The organism is Roseivivax isoporae LMG 25204 (genome assembly GCF_000521865.1).
Taxonomy (GTDB): domain Bacteria; phylum Pseudomonadota; class Alphaproteobacteria; order Rhodobacterales; family Rhodobacteraceae; genus Roseivivax; species Roseivivax isoporae.
Window position 1 is genome coordinate 1 of sequence record NZ_JAME01000020.1, and the last position, 18,950, is coordinate 18,950.

The following is an 18,950-nucleotide window of genomic DNA, read 5'->3' on the forward strand; positions in this document are numbered from 1 at the left end:
TCCCCGCGCCCGGGGACGCGGACGCGGAGGACGCACCCGACACCGCCGCCGCAGATGCCGAGCTGACCGAGGCCGAGGCTGCGCATGTGGCGGCGCAGGCCGACCGCGATGCCGCCGCCGAACGTTTGTCGGACGCGCGCACCGCCGCCGCGACCGCGGAGGCCGCCCTCGAGGGGGCGCGGGGCCGCGCGGGCCGTGCCGACGCCGCGCTGGCGCGGCTGGGCGACGCGACCGAGGAAGAGCTGGCGCAGGGTTTCCGGCAGGCCCGCGGGGCGCTCGAGGCGGCCGAGGCGCTCCTTTCCGAGACGCGCGGCGCGGCGCCCGACCTCGCCGCGGCCGAGGCGGCGCTGAAGCGCGCCACCGCCGTCGACCGGGAGGCGCGCGAACAGGCCGCGCGCCTGCGGCCGGAGATCGCGCGGCTCGACGAACGCATCGCCCGCGCCTCGGGCGAGGCGGTCGAGGAACGGCTGGCCGAAGCGGAACAGGACCTTGCCGTCGCCGCGGCGGATCTCGCGCGCCTCGACCGCGAGGTGGCGGTGCTGGAGCGGCTGGTCGCGGTCCTCGAACAGGCGAAATCCGAGGCGCGCGAGCGCTACTTTGCCCCCGTCGCGGCCGAACTCGGCCCGCTCCTCAACCTGCTCTGGCCCGACGCGGAACTCGACTGGGGACAGGAGACACTGCTGCCCGAGGCGCTGCGCCGCGCCGGCACGACGGAGCCCATCGACATCCTGTCGGGTGGCACCCACGAACAGGTGGCGCTGCTGGTCCGGCTCGCCTTCGCGCGGATGCTGGCCGAGGCCGGGCGGCACGCGCCGGTCATCCTCGACGACGCGCTGGTCTTCACCGACGACGACCGGATCGAGCGGATGTTCGACGCGCTTCACCGGCAGGCGGGCGACCTGCAGATCCTCGTCCTGACCTGTCGGCAGAGGGCCTTCCGCGACCTGGGCGGCCGCGTCCTGCGGCTGGCCGAAGAGGCTATGCCGGGCGCCTGAGCGCCCGGCGCGCGCGGCTCAGGCGATGGCCAGCCGCGCCTCGCGGGCCGCACGCAGCCGCGCGAAATCGTCGCCCGCGTGGTAGGAGGACCGCGTGAGCGGCGTCGCCGACACCATGAGGAACCCCTTGCCGAACGCCGCCTTCTCGTAGCTCGCGAACTCCTCGGGGGTCACGAAGCGGTCGATGCGGTGGTGCTTGGTCGTCGGCTGCAGGTACTGGCCGATGGTCATGAAGTCGACGTCGGCCGAGCGCAGGTCGTCCATCACCTGCAGTACCTGCGGGCGCTCCTCGCCGAGGCCCACCATGATGCCGGACTTGGTGAAGATGCGCGGGTCGAGCTCCTTGACCCGCTGCAGGAGCCGCAGGGAATGGAAGTAGCGCGCGCCGGGACGCACCTCGGGATAGAGGCCCGGCACGGTCTCGAGGTTGTGGTTGAAGACGTCGGGCTTTGCCGCCACGACGATCTCCAGCACCTCGGGGGCGCATTTCAGGAAGTCGGGCGTCAGGATCTCGATCGTCGTGCCGGGCGCGCGGTGACGCACGGCGCGGATCGTCTGCGCGAAATGCTCCGCCCCGCCATCCTCGAGGTCGTCGCGGTCGACCGAGGTGATGACCACGTGGTTCAGGCCGAGCTTCTGCACCGCGTCGGCCACGCGGCCGGGTTCGAACACGTCGAGCGCGTCGGGACGTCCCGTCGCCACGTTGCAGAAGGTGCAGCCACGGGTGCAGACCTCGCCCATGATCATCATGGTGGCGTGGCCCTGGCTCCAGCATTCGCCGACGTTCGGGCAGCCCGCCTCCTCGCAGACCGTGGTCAGGTTGTTGTCGCGCATGATGCGGCGCGTCTCGGCATAGCCCTCGCCGCCCGGCGCCTTCACGCGGATCCAGGCGGGTTTCTTCGGCTGGGCGTTGTCGGGCCGGTGCGCCTTTTCCGGATGCCGCTGGCCCGGGATCTTGAGGTCGCGCATGGGTGCCCCCGGTTGCTGTTCGCTTTGGGGGACCATAGGCCGTCCGCGCCGGTTCCGCCAGTGGGGCGGCCCGCCGCATCGCGGCCTTGTGCGCCGTGCATGTATCTCCTCTTGCCGAACCCGGGATCGTGTCGCGCTCAGCCGATCAGCCGCTGCCCGCCGGCGCCCGGCATCGCGTAGTGGCGCCTGAGCCGCTGGAGCGCGATCCGCAGGACGATCTTGCCCGACCGCGCCGACCATCCCATGCGCCGCTCGGTCGCCTCGAGACCCTCGAGTTCGCAGCAGCAGCGCAGCGCCACGTCCCCGAGCCCCGGCCCGAGATCGCGCAGCGCCTCGCCGATCCGCCGCCGCGCCGCCGCGGGACCGGACAGCGCCGGATCGCCGAAGATCGCCGGGTCCGCGGCGCCCTCGGCGAGGAAGCGGCGCCAGTCGGTGCGCGGCCCCTCGCAGAGCTGCGCAAGCTCGTAATCGGTGCGCAGGCGTTCCCCCGCCATCACGAGGTCGGCGGCCAGGAAGGGCCGACCGGTCTTGTCGCGCCGCCGTGCGAGCGCCGCCATCGGCGTCTCGGGCTGCACCTGGCGTGGCCCGGTGCCGCCCTCCTCGCCGGTGCCCTCGGCCCTGAGGCGCGCCTCGTCCTCGCGCGCCGCGGTCATGCGCCCGAGCGCGGCGCGGCCCTGCGTCGTCACCCGGTAGCGCGACACCCGGCCGGGTTCGTCGCAGGAAATCCAGCCCTTGAGCGCGATCGCCTGGGCAAGCGCGCTGTCGACCACCGCCAGCCGTTCGCTGTCGCCCGTGGCGGTGGTGCGCACGATCACCGACTTGTCCATGTCCTGCGCGACGGCAAGCACCGCGCCCCGCTGGCAGAGCAGGCGCAGGATGCCCGACGCCGCACGGGCAAGTGCCGCGTCGCCGCCCGGGCTGGCCTCGGGCTCCGCCGCGCAGCCGGCGTCGCGCGCCCCCGACCCGGTGACCGATTTCCGTTCCGGCGCCGGGTCGCGGACCGCGCGCAGGTGTGCCCCCCGCGCCTGGCGGGCGGCGAGGTCGCGCAGCGCGGCATCGATCAGCGGATCGTCGCGGCGCTGCTCGATGCGGCGCACCTGGCGCAGCACGGTCGAGGCATGGCAGCCGGATTCGCGGGCCAGCGCCCGGAGCGAGGCACCATGCTCCACGTGCGCGATGTAGCGCGCCGCATCCGCGGGAACCCAGCCCGGAAGGTGCTCCGGACCCGCGAGATTTTCCCCTGAGATCATTCTTGTCCCCAATGTTTTCAACAGACTCATCCACAACCCCTTCGGTCAATCCGCCGGCTCGTCGTTATTATTTCCGGTCGGTTAACGACGGGATCATGATCGGCCATTTATTGCCAAAATCTAAACAGTCTGACCGGCGAATACGGGAGTTTCGTTTGCGCAACACACGCCTCGGGTGTGCCAGCATCGCCAAATCCGGTTAGGGAGCGACGGCGATGACGACAGATATCCACAACTTGTCCACAATGCGGCGGCCGCGCCTGCTGATCCGCACCGCGCGGCTGGCGGCGGACGAGTACCGGCGCGACGTGCACCTGCCCCGGCTGCTGGGCTTCGCCGCCCATGCGGGCGGCCGCGGGCCGCTCGCGCAGCTCCTCGCGGCCGAGGCGCCGCTTGACGCGGCGCGCCGATCTGGCGGCACGGCCTACTCGGTCACGCGGCACGTCGAGCTGCTGTCAGCCATCATCGCCGAGCAGCGGATCGCCCGCGAGCCGCCTGCGGTCATCGCCGCCGAGTGAGCCCGACGGCGCGACATTGCGCAGCGTGCCACGGCGGCGGCGCGCGCGTCGCGGGCGCCCCTTGCGCGGACGTGGGCTTGCGGCTACTGGCACCCCATGGACAGGACCGCCCACGACCGCCTTCTCATCGTCGATTTCGGCAGCCAGGTGACGCAGCTGATCGCGCGCCGCCTGCGCGAACTCAACGTCTACTGCGAGATTCACCCCTACCAGAACGTCACCGAGGACTTCCTGCGGGACTTTGCACCGAAGGCCGTGATCTTCTCGGGCGGACCGGACAGCGTCACCCGCGAAGGCAGCCCGCGACCACCCCGGGCGGTCTACGATCTGGGCGTGCCGATCCTCGGGATCTGCTACGGCCAGCAGGTGATGATGCAGGACCTGGGGGGCCGCGTCGAGGCGGGCGAAGGCACCGCCGAATTCGGCCGGGCCTATGTGACGCCCGGGGCCGACCGCATCGACCTGCTGAACGGCTGGTTCCTCGACGGCACGGGACGCGAGCAGGTCTGGATGAGCCACGGCGACCATGTGGCCGCGCTGGCGCCCGGTTTCGCGGTCTATGGCACCTCGCCCGGCGCGCCCTTCGCTGTGACCGCGGATCTCGCGCGGCGGTTCTACGCGGTGCAGTTCCATCCCGAGGTGCACCACACGCCCAACGGCCGCACGCTCTACGAGAACTTCGTGCGCGATGCGGGTTTCGCCGGCGACTGGACCATGAACGCCTACCGCGAGGAGGCGGTGCAGAAGATCCGCGACCAGGTGGGCGAGGCCAAGGTGATCTGCGCGCTCTCGGGCGGCGTCGACAGCTCGGTGGCCGCCGCGCTGATCCACGAGGCGGTGGGCGACCAGCTGACCTGCGTCTTCGTCGACCACGGGCTCCTGCGGCTCAACGAGGCCGAGGAAGTCGTGGGCATGTTCCGCGACCACATGAACCTCCAGGTCATCCACGCCGAGGAGCAGGAGCTGTTCCTGTCGCAGCTCGAGGGCGTCTCCGACCCCGAGACCAAGCGCAAGACGATCGGCCGGCTCTTCATCGACGTGTTCCAGAAATACGCCGACCAGATCGAGGGCGCGGCCTTCCTCGCGCAAGGCACGCTCTATCCCGACGTGATCGAGAGCGTCAGCTTCTCGGGCGGCCCGTCGGTCACGATCAAGTCGCACCACAACGTGGGCGGCCTGCCCGAGAAGATGGGCCTGAAGCTCGTCGAGCCGTTGCGCGAACTCTTCAAGGACGAGGTGCGCGCGCTCGGACGCGAGCTCGGCCTGCCCGACAGCTTCATCGGGCGCCACCCCTTCCCCGGCCCCGGCCTCGCGATCCGCTGCCCGGGCGAGATCACCCGCGAGAAGCTCGAGATCCTGCGCCGCGCCGACGCGGTCTTCATCGACCAGATCCGGCGGCACGGTCTCTATGACGAGATCTGGCAGGCCTTCGCGGCGATCCTCCCCGTGCGGACCGTGGGCGTCATGGGCGACGGGCGCACCTATGACTTTGCCTGCGCGCTGCGCGCCGTGACCAGCGTCGACGGCATGACCGCGGACTTCTACCCGTTCAGCCACGAATTCCTGGGCGAGACGGCGACGCGGATCATCAACGAGGTGCGCGGCATCAACCGCGTGACCTACGACGTGACCTCGAAGCCGCCGGGAACCATCGAATGGGAATGATCCGGATCGGTCGGGGCATCGTCCCGCATGTCCGGGGCCGTGCCGGCCGATGACCGCCGTCGCGCTCCTGCCCGCCTGCATCGCGGTGCAACTGGCCGTGGCGATCCTCGCCAGCGCGTTCGGGCCCCGCTGCACACGCCGTGACGACGACGCCTCCGCGCAGGCCGGAGGCGACGCGGTCGACTGTGCCGGCATCGCGCACCGCATCGCGGCGATCGCGGCCGAACTCGAGCACACGCGAGAGCGCATGGTCGCCGACCGTGCCCACGCGGTACGGCAGCGCCGGCGCCGCAACGCGGCCATCGCCCTGTCGCTCGCGGCGGCCATCGCGGCCTCGTCGTTCTGGGACGGACCCGGCGGCGCCGCGATCCTCGCCTGCGGCGTCCTCGCCGCGATCGCCGCCGGCCTCACGCACCGCGCGCTCCGCAGTGCCAAGGCGCGCGTCGCCGAGGCCCGCGCCCGCATCGCGCGGCTCGAGGCGCTCGACCAGAGCAACCGCGCGGATTTTGCGGCCCGCCGCAGCGTGCTCGCCCCGTTCCAGCCCGTCCCGCCGGCGCTGCCGGCCTGAGGCCCGCAGACTGACGTCGCGTCCGGCCGGCCCTTGCGGCGGCCCGCGCGGACGGGCAGAACCTGCCTCATGAGTTCCGCACCCACCCTGACCGCCCCCGCCGCGGACACGCTTCGCGCCTGCCTCTGGATGATCGGCGCGATCGCGTCGTTCACCACCATGGCGGTGGCGGGACGCGCGGTCAGCCTCGAGCTCGACACCTTCGAGATCATGCTCTACCGCAGCGTGATCGGCGTCGGCATCGTGGCCGGCGCGGCGGCGCTCACCGGGACGCTCGGGCTCGTGACCATCCGCAGCATGCACCTGCACCTCGCGCGAAACGTCTTCCACTTCGCGGGGCAGAACCTGTGGTTCTACGCCATCGCGGTGCTGCCGCTCGCGCAGGTCTTCGCGCTCGAGTTCACCTCGCCGCTCTGGGTCATCGCCCTGTCGCCGCTGATCCTCGGGGAACGCATCACGCGCATGCGCGCGCTCGCCGCCGCGCTCGGCTTCGCGGGCATCCTGATCGTCGCGCGCCCGACGCCCGACAGCTTCGACCCGAACCTTCTCGCCGCGGCGGGCGCGGCGCTCGGCTTCGCCGGCTCGGCCGTGTTCACCCGGCGGCTGACGCGGACCGAAAGCATCGTCTGCATCCTCTTCTGGCTGACGGTCATGCAATCGGCGTTCGGCCTGATCTGCGCGGGCGCGGACGGCGACATCGCGTGGCCCTCGCTCGCCGCATGGCCGTGGATCGCGTTGATTTCGGTCTGCGGGCTCGTCGCGCATTTCTGCCTGACCACGGCGCTGTCGCTCGCCCCGGCGACCATCGTCATGCCCATCGACTTCACGCGGCTGCCGATCATCGCCATCGTCGGCATGACGCTCTACGGCGAGCCGCTCGACCTGTTCGTGTTCCTCGGTGCCGCGGTCATCTTCGCCGCGAATTATGCGAATATACGCGCCGAGACGATCCATGTTACAAAATAGCGACGTGACGGCACGCAAGAGGTGCATGACGTATCGTCAAAATTGACCGTGTAACAATCCTCACGGTATTTCGATTCCGAGGAGACATCTTATTACCGGGATGAGGGACACACTCATGAAACACCTGTTCTGCACGGCTTCGGCTTTCGCGCTTTCGGCCACGGCCGCCCTCGCGGGTGGCGTCGACCGCTCCGGCCAGCCGATCGGCGTGCTGTTCGAGCAGGGCACCTACGCGGAACTGTCCTTCGGATCGCTCCGGCCCGACGTTTCGGGCAGCGAGGTGTTTCCGCTGCCCCTGCCCGGGGTCGGGGGGTTCGACGACTCGGGCGACATGGCGCCCGACTTCGTCACGTTCTCGGCCGCGTTCAAGCATGACGTGAACGACCGGCTGTCCTTCGCCCTGATCCTCGACAAGCCCTACGGCGCCGAGGTCGACTACGACGATGGCACGGGCTACTTCGCCGCGGATTCGACCGCGACGCTGCATTCCTTCGCGGCCACCGCGATCGGGCGCTACAAGTTCACCGAACGCATCAGCGTGCATGCCGGCCTGCGCTACCAGGAGCTGTCCGCAAAGGCCGTCGTGCCGTTCGTGAACGGCGTGGACCCGTCGACCGGCGGCGGCCTGCCGGGCGTGCCCTCCCCCGGCACTCCCTACGAGGCTTACGGCAAGCAGGACGGCGGCTGGGGCTACGTGCTGGGTGGCGCCTACGAGATCCCGGACATCGCGCTCCGCGTGGCGCTGACCTACAACTCGCGCATCGACCACGAGCTCGACACCACCGAGACATCGGCCCTCGGCCCGGATTTCGAGACAAAGACCGACATCACCACGCCGCAATCGGTCAACCTCGACTTCCAGACCGGCATCGCCCCGGACACGCTGCTCTTCGGCGGCGTCCGCTGGGTGGAATGGTCCGAGTTCGACATCACGCCGCAGGCCTACGAGACGCTGACCGGCGGCGCCTCGCTCGTGTCCTACGAGGACGACACCTACACCTACACGCTGGGTGTCGGCCGCCGCTTCACCGAACAGTGGGCGGGCCAGGTGTCTGTGGGCTACGAGAAGCAGAACGGCGGCTTCGCCTCGAACCTCGGGCCCACGGACGGCCAGTGGAGCCTCGGGCTCGGCGGCAGCTACACCATGGACAAGATCGAGATCTCGGCCGGCGTCCGCTACGTCTGGATCGGCGATGCCGAGACTCAGGCGGGCCCCGCCGCGCCGGTCGCCGAATTCGAGGACAACAGCGCCGTCGGCGTGGGCTTCAAGATCGGCTACACGTTCTGAGCCTCGCCGACCTCGGCGGCGTGACGATCGCGGGCGGGGTCATCCCCGCCCGTTTCGTCTTTGGTGATCCCGGCCTTGCGCAGGATCCGGGTCGCCTTCCGGAATGCGCCGGCGCAGGATCGCCGCCATGACGCCACAGACCTCCCTTTCCTCGCGCACCTGGATCGAGCTCGCCGCCCTGGCCTGCATCTGGGGCGCGTCCTTCCTGGCCATCCGCACCGCGCTCGACGAGATCGCGCCGCTTGCGGCTGTGGTCTGGCGCGTGGGGCCCGCGGCCTGCGTGCTCTGGCTCGTGGTGGCGCTGCGCCGATTGCCGGTTCCGCGCGCGCCGCGGGTCTGGGGCGCCTTCCTCGTCATGGGCCTGCTCAACAACGTCGTCCCCTTCGGGCTGATGGCGTGGGGGCAGCTCCATGTCTCGACCGGGCTCACCTCGATCCTGAACGCGGCGACGGCCATCTGGGGCGTGCTGGTCGCCTCGCTGGTCTTTGCCGACGAGAGGCTGACGCTGCACCGCGCCGCGGGCGTCTCCCTGGGATTTGCCGGCGTCGCCACGGCGATCGGCTGGGAGGCCATCGCCGATCTCGATCTCCAGAGCCTCGCACAGATCGCGATCCTCGGCGGGACGCTGTCCTACGCGCTGGCGGGCGCGTGGGGGCGGCAACACCTGCGCGGGCTCGCGCCCGAGGTCGCGGCCGCCGGCATGCTGACCTGCGCGACGCTCCTCGCGCTGCCGCTCACGCTCGCGCTCGAGGGACCGCCGCCCGTGGACCTTTCCCCGCGCACCTTCGCCGCGATCGGGTACTACGCCCTCGTCGCGACGGCGCTTGCCTACCTCCTCTACTACCGCGTTCTGGCCAAGGCCGGCAGCGGCAACCTCATGCTGGTCACGCTGATGATCCCGCCGGTCGCGATCACCCTCGGCGCGCTCTTCCGCGGCGAGACGCTGACCTCCGGCGCGATCGCGGGCTTCGCGTTGCTCGCGGGCGGCCTCGTGCTCCTCGACGGGCGCGTGCTGCGGCGCCGGACCCGCGTAAGCGTTTGACGGCGCGCGGTGCCGCCGCTACCCATCGCCGGACCAGCAAGGCGGACCGGGGCGCAGATGATCTACGAGACGGCACAGGACTGGCGCGCCGCGCCGCGCAAGCGGGTCCTGCTTTTCGCGATGTCGGGCCTTGGCAAGACCCATGTCTCGAACGTCTTGCGCGAGGCGGGCGACTGGTTCCACTACTCGATCGATTACCGCATCGGCACGCGCTACATGTCCGAATACATCTCGGACAACGCCAAGCGGAAGGCGATGGAGGTACCGTTCCTGCGCGACCTGCTGCTGTCCGACTCGATCTACATCGGCTCGAACATCACCTTCCGCAATCTCGGGGCGGTGTCCGCCTACCTGGGCAAACCCGGCGACCCCGCGCGCGGCGGTCTCGACATCGACACCTACCGGCGGCGGCAGGACCAGTTCGCCCGGGCCGAGCGCGAGGCACTGCTCGACACCGGCTATTTCATCGACCGCGCGGCGGATCTCTACGGCTATCCGCATTTCGTCTGCGACACCGGCGGATCGATCTGCGAATGGGTCGATCCCGAGGATCCCGCGGACCCGATCCTGACCGAGCTCTCGCGCCATTGCCTGATGGTCTGGATCGAGGGGTCCGAGGACCACACCGCCGAGCTTGTCCGCCGCTTCGACCGCGACCCCAAGCCCATGGCCTACCGGCCCGATTTCCTCGACCGGGTCTGGCGCGACTACCTCGTGCAGATGGACGTGGCGCCCGACAAGGTCGATCCCGACGCCTTCATCCGCTGGACCTACGCGCAGGCGCTCGCGCACCGTCAGCCGCTCTACCGCGCGATGGCGCGCAACTGGGGCGTGACCGTCGACGCGGGCGCGCTGGCGCAGGTACGCGACGCCGCCGATTTCGAGGAGGCCATCGCGAACGCCCTGCCCGGCTGAGGCCGCGCCGCGGTGAAACCCGGCATGCGCGCAGTGCGTGGCTGCCCCTGCGTGCGATGCCCGAGACCTTGAGGCCCGAGACCGCGACGTCTACATCCATCCACGCGCCAGAATAGGGTTCCCGATGCCGATCAAGCTGCCTGCCGACCTGCCCGCCTATGCCGTCCTCGACCGCGAGGGCGTCATGGTCATGGCCGAGGACGCGGCGGCGCGGCAGGACATCCGGCCCCTGCGCATCGGGCTCCTGAACCTGATGCCCAAGAAGATCGCGACCGAGAACCAGTTCGCGCGGCTCATCGGCGCGACGCCCCTGCAGATCGAGCTGTCGCTCATCCGCATGACCAGCCACGAGACCAAGAACACTGCCGCCGAACACATGGAAAGCTTCTACCGCCCCTTCGCCGAGGTCGAGGCGAGCGGCGAGAAGTTCGACGGGCTGATCATCACCGGCGCCCCCATCGAGCACCTGCCCTACGAGGAGGTGACCTACTGGGACGAACTCGAACGCGTGTTCGACTGGACGCAGACCCACGTGCATTCGACCATGGGCGTGTGCTGGGGCGGGATGGCCATGATCCACCATTTCCACCGCGTGCCGAAACACGACCTGCCGAGGAAGGCGTTCGGCTGCGTGCGCCACGTGAACCGCGCGCCGGCCTCGCCGTATCTGCGCGGCTTCTCCGACGACATGGTGATCCCTGTCTCGCGCTGGACCGAGCTCCGCCGGGAGGAGATCGAGGCCGCGGGCCTGCCCGTCCTCATCGACAGCGCCGAGACCGGCCCCTGCCTCGTGGAGGATGCGGGCCACCGTGCGCTCTACATCTTCAACCACCTCGAATACGATTCGGGCACGCTGAAGGAGGAGTACGACCGCGACGTGGCGGCCGGGAAACCCATCAACGTGCCGGCGAACTACTATCCCGCCGACGATCCGACGCAGGCGCCGCAGAACCGCTGGCGCAGCCATGCGCACCTGCTCTACGGCAACTGGATCTCCGAGATCTACCGCACGGTACCCTACGAGATCGACCGCATCGGCACCGGGCAGTCCGCGGAGCTGACCGCGTGACCGTCCGGGCGCTTCTCGGCGCGGCGCTCCTCGCGCTCGCGGGATGCGGGGCCGACGATCGCGGCACGACGCGCCGCGCCGCCGGCACGGATGCCGCCTACCCGCCCATCGGCCGGCTGGTCGACGTGGGGGACGGCCGGCAGGTCCATGCCTACGTGACCGGATCGGGACCCGACGTGGTGCTGATCCACGGCGCGAGCGGCAATGTCCGCGACTGGACCTTCCGCGTCGCCGACCGGCTGTCCGACCGCTACCGCGTGATCGCCCTCGACCGGCCCGGGCTCGGCTACACCGACCGCGCGGGGCCCTCCTACGAGGGCGCGTTCACCGCACGCGCGGAAAGCCCCGCGGTTCAGGCAGAGATGCTGTCGCAGGCGGCACGCGCGCTCGGTGCCGAGCGCCCGCTGGTGGTCGGCCACTCCTATGGCGGCGCGGTTGCCATGGCCTGGGGCCTCGACAGGCCCGCCGCGGGCCTCGTCGTGGTATCCGGTGCGACGATGCCCTGGCCCGGCGGTCTCGGACCGCAATACGCGGTGCTTGGTTCCTCAGTGGGGGGCGCGGTGCTCGCGCCGGCGATCTCCGCGGTGGCGGGCCGCGGCATCGTCGATCGCGCGGTCCAGGTGATCTTCGCGCCGCAGCCGGTGCCCGAGGGCTACGTGGACCATCTCGGCGTGGCGCTGACGCTGCGGCCGCCGACGCTGCGCGCCAATGCGCGCCAGATCAACACGCTGCGGCCGCACGTGGTCGAGATGTCGCGCCGCTACCCCACGCTCGACCTGCCGGTCGAGATCGTGCACGGCGACGCGGACGAGATCGTGCCGCCCGACATCCACGCCCGGCCCCTGGCAGAGGTCCTGCCCGACGCGCGGCTGACCATGCTGCCCGGCATCGGCCACATGCCGCACCAGGTCGCGCCCGACGCCGTCGTTGCAGCGATCGACCGTGCGGCGCGGCGCGCGGGCCTGCGTTAATCCCTTTCACATCCGCGCCACAGGGCCTACGTCTTGCCCGAGAGGCACGACAGACGGACGGGCGAGGCATGACCGACAGCGACCTTCCCCTCGACGGCGCGATCAGCGCCTTCCACGACCGCGAGGCACCGGCCGAGATCCGCGCGGCGCTCGCCGAGGCGGACAAGGACGACATCCTCGCCGAGAGCTATCCCTACGACACGCGCATGGACCGCAAGGCCTACGAGGACGCGCTCACCGCGCTGCAGGTCGAGCTCGTCAAGCTGCAGGCGACGGTCAAGGCCACGGGGGCCCGCATCGCGATCGTGTTCGAGGGGCGCGACGCCGCCGGCAAGGGCGGCACGATCAAGCGGTTCCGCGACTACCTCAACCCGCGCGGCGCCCGCGTGGTGGCGCTGCCGAAACCCTCGGACACCGAGGCGGGCCAGTGGTACTTCCAACGCTACGCCGAGCAACTGCCCGCCGCGGGCGAGATCGTGTTCTTCGACCGCTCCTGGTACAATCGCGGCGTCGTCGAACACGTCTTCGGCTTCTGTACCGAGGCGCAGCGCGAACATTTCTTCGCGCAGGTTCCGGATTTCGAGCGCATGCTCACGAGCGACGGCATCCACCTCTTCAAGTTCTGGCTGAACGTGGGCCGCGCCGAACAGCTGCGCCGCTTCCTCGCGCGCGAACGCGATCCGCTCAAGCAGTGGAAGCTGTCCTGGATCGACGCCGAAGGTCTGAAGCGCTGGGACGCCTACAGCGCGGCCATCGCCGAGACGCTGGCGCGCAGCCACACCGACCACGCGCCCTGGACGGTGATCCGTTCCGACGACAAGCGCCGCGCGCGGCTCGCCGCGATGCGGCAGGTGCTCTCGGCGCTCGACTACGACCGCAAGGACCACGCGGCGGTGGGCACGCCCGATCCCCGCGTCTCCGGCGGGCCCGGGATCTGGAATGCCTAAACGCGGCTATCATCACGGCAACCTGCGGCAGGCGCTGGTCGACGCCGCGCTCGAGCTGATCGAGGAGAAGGGGCCGACCGGCTTCACCCTGTCCGAGGCGGCCAAGCAGGCCGGCGTGACGCCGGCCGCGGTCTATCGCCATTTCGACGGGCGCGAGGCCCTGATCGCCGAGGCCGCGCGGCAGGGCTACGCCGTCTTCGCCGACCTCATGGAATACGCCTACGAGAGCGGCCAGCCGTCCGCGCTCGCGGCCTTCGAGGCGACGGGCCGCGCCTATCTCGCCTTCGCCAGGAAATATCCGGGACACTACATCGCGATGTTCGAGAGCGGCATCTCCGTCAACCGCTCCGCCGATCTCGCCGCCGTGGCGCACCGCGCCTGGGGCGTGCTCGAACGCGCCGCGGCGGACCTGTCACAGCACATCCCTGCCGACCGCAGGCCCCCGGCCTCGATGTTCTCGGCGCATATCTGGGCCATGAGCCACGGCGTGGTCGAGCTCTTCGCCCGCAACTCCCCCGGCAACACCTCGCCCTTCCCGCCCGAGGACCTGCTCGAGACCGGGATCGGCGTCTACCTGCGCGGGCTCGGCCTCATCCCTCCGGACAGCTGAGCCGCCTGCAGCGTCTCGGCGATCGTCTCCTCGAGCGTCTTCAGGAGCGCGTCGTTGTCGAAACGCTCCACCGCGACCTCGCGGGCACGCGCACCGAGCGCCTGACGCTCGGGCGATCCGAGCGCGAGAGCCCGCTGCAGGGCCTCGCGGTAGCCCTCGAAATCGTGCTCCTCCACGAGAAAGCCATTCGCGCCGTTTTCGATCGCCTCGGGGATGCCCGCATGGCGCGTCGACACCGTCACGCAGCCGCACGCCATGGCTTCCTGGATCGAGGTCGGCAGGCCCTCGGTGTTCCCGTTGCGGGCCGTGACCGAGTGCTGAAGATAATACTCCGAACGGGCGAGATGCGCGCGCACCTCCTCGTGCGGCAGAGCGCCCGGAAGACTGACGCGGTCGCCGATCCCGAGTTCGGCCACGAGCGCCCGTGCGGGTTCGAGAAGCTCGCCGTCGCCGATCATGGTCAGGTGCGCGCCGGGGCCTGCCGCCTCGGCGAACGTCCGGATCGTCAAGAGCGGAGATTTCTTCTCGACGAAGCGGCCGACCTGAAGGCAGGAACCCGGCACCTTTTCGCCCGGCTGGAACCGTCGCACGTCGACCCCCGACGGAATGGCGTGGGCGTTCGGATGCGTCGCCCCCACGCTCGCAAGGTTGTCGAGAAGGAAGCGCGAGACGGCGAAGACCCCCATGAGCCTCGGCATCATCGCCCTGTAGGCCCGTTGCACGTGGCTGTGACGGATGCGCGACGACGCGTCCGATCCACGGAAGTAGCAGAAGACGGGAATCCCGAGCGCATTGGCGATGGGCGCGATCGACACGCCCTGCGGTCCGAACTCGGCAAGGATAAAGTCCGGCTGCCGGGATCTCAGGTAGTGCTTGAGGCGGGACCGCGCGCTGCCCCACGGCATGCGGCTGGTGCCGTGCCGCGCGTGGTTCCACGCCCGCGCGAAGGGTCTGCGAAGCGCATCGACGGCCGGCCTGTCCCGCGGCTCCATCTCGAAGAAGCGCCCGTCCTGCGGCGCCTCACCGGTCAGGGTGTCCGCGACCACGCAATCCGCGCCACCAAAGAGGTGCTGGATGTGCCGGTTCACGAATGTCTGGCCGGGAGAGTAGTATTTCCCGACGACGATGCAGGCTTTCATCTGCGTCCCCTTCTGGCGGTATGGTCGTAGAGTTCCGTGACGAGCGCGTGCACCTGCCCGGCAACCGTTTCGGGCCCGAGCGCGATGTCCAGCGCGCGCATTCGCTCAAGTGCGAGGGACCATTCCGCGCCCCCGAACCCGGCCTCGGCGCGCTCGAAGACCGGGACCGGATCGTCGCCTTCATGAAAGTAAGGATAATCCGCGCCCAGCAGCCGCTCCGCATCTGGCGTGTCCCGCGCGGCGAGGATAGCCGCGCCGAGCGCCGCGGCGGTTGCACCCTTGACGAAAGGCTTCATGGCGCCGGCCTGGCCGGGCCGCCAGGCGCGCACGGCATAGTGCATCGCGTATCCGGACAGCTTCGGCAGGGCACGGTCGAGCTCGCCCGAAGTCCGCGCGTTCAGGACGTCGATCCTGCTCGCGATCGCAGGCGGAATGGAGGTGTTCTCGGGATCGCCCAGATAGACGCAGCCGAACTCGGACGCGCGCTGCCGTGGCAGGTCCCGAAGCCGCAGGTCGGCGGCGTGCAGCACGAGACGCGCCCGCGCGCCGACTGCCGGCAGCGCCGCGACCGCGTCGAATTGGGCATAGGAACAGCAGACGTGCCGGTCCGCGCCCTCGAGGCGCATGCTGTCCCGGGGCTCGTCCACATGGTCGTAGCAGAGGCCCCGCGTTCGCCAGCGCAGGATCGCCGCCGCGGTGGACCCGAGCGCGCGCACGGCCGTCTTTGACACGAGGTAGACCGCATTGCCCGGAACCGACAGAGCCCAGCGGATCTGGGCGCCGCGTCCGTGGGTCCGACGCTCTGGCAGTTCCAGCACGCGGACGTCGAGGCTTTCGGTCAGGTAGCGTGCGAGAAGGGCCTGCATCTGAAACACGCGCATCGCCGTAGAGCCGGTGTCGCGCTTCCGGGCGGTGTAGACCAAACAGAGGGTCGGGCGGTGTTTCACGGAACGCGAATCCGGTGTCGGAACGCAGTGCGCGCCGATCCGGGGATCGGCGCGCATGTCTGTCTTCGCGAAGAGCGCGGGATCAGCGCTTCGAGAACTGGAAGGAGCGGCGGGCCTTGCGGCGGCCGTACTTCTTGCGTTCCACGGTCCGGCTGTCGCGGGTCAGGAAGCCTGCCGCCTTCAGCGCCGGGCGCAGCGCGGGATCGTAGAGCTGCAGCGCCTGGCTGATGCCGTGCTTGACCGCGCCGGCCTGGCCCGAGAGCCCGCCGCCCTTCACGGTCGCCATGACGTCGAACTCGCCTTCGACGCCGGCCACGGTGAAGGCCTGGTTCAGGATCATCTGCAGCACCGGCCGCGCGAAGTATTCGTTCAGCGGCTTGCCGTTCACGGTGACCTTGCCGGAGCCCGGCTTGATCCACACGCGGGCGGTCGCGTCCTTGCGGCGGCCGGTCGCGTAGGCACGGCCGAGGGAATCGCGCTGCGGCTCGCGGGTCATCTGGACCTCGGGCTGTGCGCTCTCGAGGCCAGCGGCCTGGCCCAGGTCTTCGAGGGAGTTGATCTGATCAGCCATTTACTTCGCCACCCGGGTGTTCTTGGAGTTCATGCCCTTGACGTCCAGCACGGCGGGCGACTGCGCCTCGTGCGGATGCTCGGTCCCGGCATAGATGCGCAGGTTGGTCAGCTGCTTGCGGGACAGCTTGTTGCCCGGCAGCATGCGCTTCACCGCCTGGAACACCACGCGCTCGGGGTGCGCGCCCTCGAGGATCTGCTGCTTGGTGCGCGACTTGATGCCGCCCGGATGCCCGGTGTGCCAGAAGAAGTGCTCCTGGCGCTTCTTGCCGGTCAGCTGCACCTTGTCGGCGTTGATGACGATGACGTTGTCGCCCATGTCCATGTGCGGCGTGAAGCTCGGCTTGTGCTTGCCGCGCAGGCGCATCGCGACGATCGAGGCGAGGCGGCCGAGAACGACGCCTTCGGCGTCGATCACGATCCACTTCTTGTCGATGTCCGCGGGCGTCGCAGAGAAGGTTTTCATGACGGGGTATCCCCTGGTTTGTCTCGTGTCTGTCGCACGGGGTCGCGGCAGGGCCTGCCCCGTGAAATCCGATGGGCGGGTTATAAGCATCCGCAACGCACGGTCAAGCGCGCGTTCTTCCAATTTACCAATGAAAATCAGACACTTGAAATTTAGGTAACTGAATACCCCAAGTTTCTCGACCGCCTCAGACCGCGATGCGCTCGGGCGGCTCGTCGAGAAGCGCGCGCACCCGTTCCATCGCCGCGGCGAAGCTCGCCAGCGACACCTGCGCGTTCACGGCGATCCGCACGGCATGCGGTGCCGCGCCGTCGCGGAGGGCGAAATCGTCCGCGGTGCGCAGCTGGACGCCCTGCGCCTCGGCCGCCTGCACGAAGGCGGCGGCACGCCAGCCTGCCGGCAGGTTGAGCCACACGAACGGCACGTCGTCGCGCCAGGTCAGGTCGAAGGCGCCGAGCACGTTGACCGCGACGCGCACGTAGCGGCCGTATTCCGCACGGATCGCGGACATCACCGCGCGCGTCTCCGGACGGCCGAGGAGGTCCTCGACGAGATCCGCGAGCGGCCGCGAGAGCCCGAAGAAGCCGTGTTCGGCGGACCGCCGGAGCCCCGCCGCCTGGTCGCGCGGCGCGACCGCGAAGCCCACGCGCAGGGCGGGCGTCAGCCCCTTCGACAGCGAGGTGACGTACCAGCCTGTCCCGGGCAGAAGCGCGCGGTAGGCCGGTCCCGCCTGTGGCCCGAGGCGGTAGCAATCGTCCTCGAGCACGTGGAAGCCGCGGCGCCGCGCGACCTCGGCGATGGCTTCGCGCCGGTGGGTCGGCGTCATGAGGCCGGTCGGGTTGTGCACCTCGGGGCTCGTGCACAGAAGCTGTCCGCCCTGCGCCTGCGCGATCTCGTCGAGCGCCTCGGGGACGATCCCGTGCGCGTCCATCGGCACCGGCACGACCTCGGCCCGCAGGAGGTCCGCGGCGCGGCGGAAGCCCGGATAGGACAGCGCCTCGACCATCACCACCGGCCGCGGCCCGCGCAGCACGGTCTGCATGACCATGGACACGCCGGACTGGCCGCCATGGCAGAGAACAAGGTCCTCGTGGTCGAGCGGCCCGAGCGTCACGCCCTCGAGCCAGCGCACCACCGCCTGCCGCGCCGGCGCGTAGCGCGCTCGGGAAGGATAGTTCAGCAGGTCGTCCGCCGGCCGGGCCGCGAGCCGGGCGAAGGCGTTGTGGATCAGCGCCGCCTGCCCCATGTCCGGAACGCTCGGCCCGAAAAGCGCGATCCGGTCGGCATCCTCCGCCGGGTTCGCGCGCGGCACCCATTCGACGGCCGCGCCCGCATCGGGCGGGGCGCGCCGCGCCACGAAGGTCCCGCGCCCCACCTCGCCCTGCACCGTGCCGTCATCGGTCAGGAGCGTGTAGGCCCGCGCCACCGTGCCCGGGGTGATCCCGAGCCTCCAGGCGAGATCCCGGACGGGCGGCAGCCGGTCGCCCGGTGCCAGCGTCCCCGCCGTGATGGCGGTGCGGATCGCCGAGGCAACCGCGCGGTATTTCGGTCCCGCGCTGCAGTCGGTCTCATAAGCGGAGAGAATTGTATCCATCACAATGTTTCCATCGACCGGGGGACGCCGAGAATGTATCAATTTATTGTGGCGATGGCGCTACATTGTGTCAATACAATTCGGCCATGAAAGGATTACGCCGATGTCCCTCGCACCCCATCATGCACAGACGTCCTATCTGGGCCGGCAGAGCCGGCTCGCGCTCCCCGCGGCGATGGCGCTGTCGGTGGCGGTGACACTCGCGAAATGGTCCGAGCGCCGGCGCTCTCGACGGGCCCTCGCGATGCTCGACGACTACATGCTGAAGGACATCGGCCTCGATCGGTCGGCCGCCCGCAGGGAGGCCAGCCGTATGTTCTGGCAAGGCTGATCCCTGGCCTTCCGGAACCTCTTCCTCTGAGCCGCCTGCGGGCGGCTCTTTTTTTTCCGCGGCGCGGCCCGTCCAGCGCCCCGGGGCGGCGGCCCCTTCCCTGCGGCGGCCGAAACCAATAAGACGCCCC

At 70.2% G+C, this 18,950-nt stretch carries 20 protein-coding genes; 13 read left to right on the top strand and 7 right to left on the bottom strand.

Annotated elements, in window-relative coordinates:
- A partial coding sequence (locus RISW2_RS25065) for an ATP-binding protein (RefSeq protein ID WP_043772050.1) occupies window positions 1-995 on the top strand: 995 nt, incomplete at its 5' end.
- Between the two features lie 18 nt (window positions 996-1,013).
- On the opposite strand, the gene lipA is transcribed toward RISW2_RS25065, so the two are convergent.
- Both lipA and RISW2_RS13355 read right to left on the bottom strand, forming a co-directional pair.
- Entirely contained in the window at window positions 1,014-1,964 is a 951-nt protein-coding gene (gene lipA / locus RISW2_RS13350; RefSeq protein WP_043772053.1) for a lipoyl synthase, read from the bottom strand.
- A 137-nt stretch (window positions 1,965-2,101) separates the two neighbouring features.
- Entirely contained in the window at window positions 2,102-3,214 is a 1,113-nt protein-coding gene (locus tag RISW2_RS13355; protein WP_051492033.1) for a DUF6456 domain-containing protein, read from the bottom strand.
- A 215-nt stretch (window positions 3,215-3,429) separates the two neighbouring features.
- Here RISW2_RS13355 and RISW2_RS13360 point away from each other — a divergent pair, with 215 nt between their 5' ends.
- From RISW2_RS13360 to RISW2_RS13410, 11 genes are all read left to right on the top strand, one after another.
- Window positions 3,430-3,732 carry a DUF6477 family protein gene (locus tag RISW2_RS13360; RefSeq protein WP_043772055.1) on the top strand — a complete coding sequence of 101 codons (303 nt, stop codon included), beginning with the start codon at window positions 3,430-3,432 and terminating at the stop codon, window positions 3,730-3,732.
- 96 nt (window positions 3,733-3,828) lie between these two features.
- Window positions 3,829-5,397 carry a glutamine-hydrolyzing GMP synthase gene (gene guaA / locus RISW2_RS13365; RefSeq protein ID WP_043772057.1) on the top strand — a complete coding sequence of 523 codons (1,569 nt, stop codon included), beginning with the start codon at window positions 3,829-3,831 and terminating at the stop codon, window positions 5,395-5,397.
- A 49-nt stretch (window positions 5,398-5,446) separates the two neighbouring features.
- Window positions 5,447-5,965 carry a hypothetical protein gene (locus tag RISW2_RS13370; RefSeq protein ID WP_043772059.1) on the top strand — a complete coding sequence of 173 codons (519 nt, stop codon included), beginning with the start codon at window positions 5,447-5,449 and terminating at the stop codon, window positions 5,963-5,965.
- A gap of 69 nt (window positions 5,966-6,034) precedes the next feature.
- The gene (locus tag RISW2_RS13375; protein WP_043772060.1) at window positions 6,035-6,931 is read left to right on the top strand and encodes a DMT family transporter; all 897 of its coding nucleotides are present in this window, start codon (window positions 6,035-6,037) and stop codon (window positions 6,929-6,931) included.
- A gap of 115 nt (window positions 6,932-7,046) precedes the next feature.
- Window positions 7,047-8,219, top strand: coding sequence for an OmpP1/FadL family transporter (locus tag RISW2_RS13380; protein WP_043772062.1), 1,173 nt, complete (start codon window positions 7,047-7,049; stop codon window positions 8,217-8,219).
- A 127-nt stretch (window positions 8,220-8,346) separates the two neighbouring features.
- A complete protein-coding gene (locus RISW2_RS13385; protein WP_043772196.1) occupies window positions 8,347-9,261 on the top strand; it encodes a DMT family transporter in 915 nt (304 codons plus the stop codon).
- A gap of 57 nt (window positions 9,262-9,318) precedes the next feature.
- A complete protein-coding gene (locus RISW2_RS13390) occupies window positions 9,319-10,176 on the top strand; it encodes a hypothetical protein (RefSeq protein ID WP_043772064.1) in 858 nt (285 codons plus the stop codon).
- Window positions 10,177-10,300: 124 nt separating this feature from the next.
- On the top strand, window positions 10,301-11,245 hold the full coding sequence (locus tag RISW2_RS13395) for a homoserine O-succinyltransferase (RefSeq protein WP_043772065.1): 945 nt from the start codon (window positions 10,301-10,303) through the stop codon (window positions 11,243-11,245).
- Window positions 11,242-12,216 carry an alpha/beta fold hydrolase gene (locus RISW2_RS13400; protein ID WP_043772067.1) on the top strand — a complete coding sequence of 325 codons (975 nt, stop codon included), beginning with the start codon at window positions 11,242-11,244 and terminating at the stop codon, window positions 12,214-12,216. Before RISW2_RS13395 ends, RISW2_RS13400 begins: the two co-directional genes overlap by 4 nt.
- Before the next feature lie 68 nt (window positions 12,217-12,284).
- Window positions 12,285-13,163: a polyphosphate kinase 2 gene (gene ppk2, locus RISW2_RS13405; RefSeq protein ID WP_043772069.1), complete on the top strand. Its 879-nt coding sequence runs from the start codon at window positions 12,285-12,287 to the stop codon at window positions 13,161-13,163.
- Window positions 13,156-13,773, top strand: coding sequence for a TetR/AcrR family transcriptional regulator (locus tag RISW2_RS13410; protein ID WP_043772071.1), 618 nt, complete (start codon window positions 13,156-13,158; stop codon window positions 13,771-13,773). Before ppk2 ends, RISW2_RS13410 begins: the two co-directional genes overlap by 8 nt.
- Here the strand turns inward: RISW2_RS13410 and RISW2_RS13415 are convergent.
- The 5 genes from RISW2_RS13415 to RISW2_RS13435 form a co-directional block, all read right to left on the bottom strand.
- Window positions 13,734-14,912: a glycosyltransferase gene (locus tag RISW2_RS13415; RefSeq protein WP_043772073.1), complete on the bottom strand. Its 1,179-nt coding sequence runs from the start codon at window positions 14,910-14,912 to the stop codon at window positions 13,734-13,736. The genes RISW2_RS13410 and RISW2_RS13415 overlap by 40 nt on opposite strands.
- Window positions 14,909-15,793 carry a hypothetical protein gene (locus RISW2_RS13420; RefSeq protein WP_211238700.1) on the bottom strand — a complete coding sequence of 295 codons (885 nt, stop codon included), beginning with the start codon at window positions 15,791-15,793 and terminating at the stop codon, window positions 14,909-14,911. The genes RISW2_RS13415 and RISW2_RS13420 overlap by 4 nt, the downstream gene beginning before the upstream one ends.
- A 148-nt stretch (window positions 15,794-15,941) precedes the next feature.
- Entirely contained in the window at window positions 15,942-16,430 is a 489-nt protein-coding gene (rpsI, locus tag RISW2_RS13425) for a 30S ribosomal protein S9 (RefSeq protein WP_043772077.1), read from the bottom strand.
- On the bottom strand, window positions 16,431-16,895 hold the full coding sequence (gene rplM / locus RISW2_RS13430) for a 50S ribosomal protein L13 (RefSeq protein ID WP_043772079.1): 465 nt from the start codon (window positions 16,893-16,895) through the stop codon (window positions 16,431-16,433).
- A 187-nt stretch (window positions 16,896-17,082) separates the two neighbouring features.
- Complete coding sequence (locus RISW2_RS13435) at window positions 17,083-18,489, bottom strand: aminotransferase-like domain-containing protein (protein WP_043772081.1); 1,407 nt, start codon at window positions 18,487-18,489, stop codon at window positions 17,083-17,085.
- 103 nt (window positions 18,490-18,592) lie between these two features.
- Here RISW2_RS13435 and RISW2_RS13440 point away from each other — a divergent pair, with 103 nt between their 5' ends.
- A complete protein-coding gene (locus RISW2_RS13440) occupies window positions 18,593-18,820 on the top strand; it encodes a DUF1127 domain-containing protein (RefSeq protein WP_043772083.1) in 228 nt (75 codons plus the stop codon).
- Window positions 18,821-18,950: the final 130 nt, after the last annotated feature.

Coding starts and splice junctions, on each gene's coding strand:
- RISW2_RS13420 (WP_211238700.1), bottom strand. CDS start 15,793: ATGCGCGTGTTTCAGATGCAGGCCCTTCTCGCACGCTACCTGACCGAA.
- RISW2_RS13370 (WP_043772059.1), top strand. CDS start 5,447: ATGACCGCCGTCGCGCTCCTGCCCGCCTGCATCGCGGTGCAACTGGCC.
- RISW2_RS13440 (WP_043772083.1), top strand. CDS start 18,593: ATGTCCCTCGCACCCCATCATGCACAGACGTCCTATCTGGGCCGGCAG.
- RISW2_RS13380 (WP_043772062.1), top strand. CDS start 7,047: ATGAAACACCTGTTCTGCACGGCTTCGGCTTTCGCGCTTTCGGCCACG.
- RISW2_RS13395 (WP_043772065.1), top strand. CDS start 10,301: ATGCCGATCAAGCTGCCTGCCGACCTGCCCGCCTATGCCGTCCTCGAC.
- lipA (WP_043772053.1), bottom strand. CDS start 1,964: ATGCGCGACCTCAAGATCCCGGGCCAGCGGCATCCGGAAAAGGCGCAC.
- RISW2_RS13390 (WP_043772064.1), top strand. CDS start 9,319: ATGATCTACGAGACGGCACAGGACTGGCGCGCCGCGCCGCGCAAGCGG.
- RISW2_RS13360 (WP_043772055.1), top strand. CDS start 3,430: ATGACGACAGATATCCACAACTTGTCCACAATGCGGCGGCCGCGCCTG.
- RISW2_RS13385 (WP_043772196.1), top strand. CDS start 8,347: ATGACGCCACAGACCTCCCTTTCCTCGCGCACCTGGATCGAGCTCGCC.
- rplM (WP_043772079.1), bottom strand. CDS start 16,895: ATGAAAACCTTCTCTGCGACGCCCGCGGACATCGACAAGAAGTGGATC.
- RISW2_RS13435 (WP_043772081.1), bottom strand. CDS start 18,489: ATGGATACAATTCTCTCCGCTTATGAGACCGACTGCAGCGCGGGACCG.
- RISW2_RS13355 (WP_051492033.1), bottom strand. CDS start 3,214: ATGATCTCAGGGGAAAATCTCGCGGGTCCGGAGCACCTTCCGGGCTGG.
- RISW2_RS13410 (WP_043772071.1), top strand. CDS start 13,156: ATGCCTAAACGCGGCTATCATCACGGCAACCTGCGGCAGGCGCTGGTC.
- RISW2_RS13375 (WP_043772060.1), top strand. CDS start 6,035: ATGAGTTCCGCACCCACCCTGACCGCCCCCGCCGCGGACACGCTTCGC.
- rpsI (WP_043772077.1), bottom strand. CDS start 16,430: ATGGCTGATCAGATCAACTCCCTCGAAGACCTGGGCCAGGCCGCTGGC.
- RISW2_RS13415 (WP_043772073.1), bottom strand. CDS start 14,912: ATGAAAGCCTGCATCGTCGTCGGGAAATACTACTCTCCCGGCCAGACA.
- guaA (WP_043772057.1), top strand. CDS start 3,829: ATGGACAGGACCGCCCACGACCGCCTTCTCATCGTCGATTTCGGCAGC.
- ppk2 (WP_043772069.1), top strand. CDS start 12,285: ATGACCGACAGCGACCTTCCCCTCGACGGCGCGATCAGCGCCTTCCAC.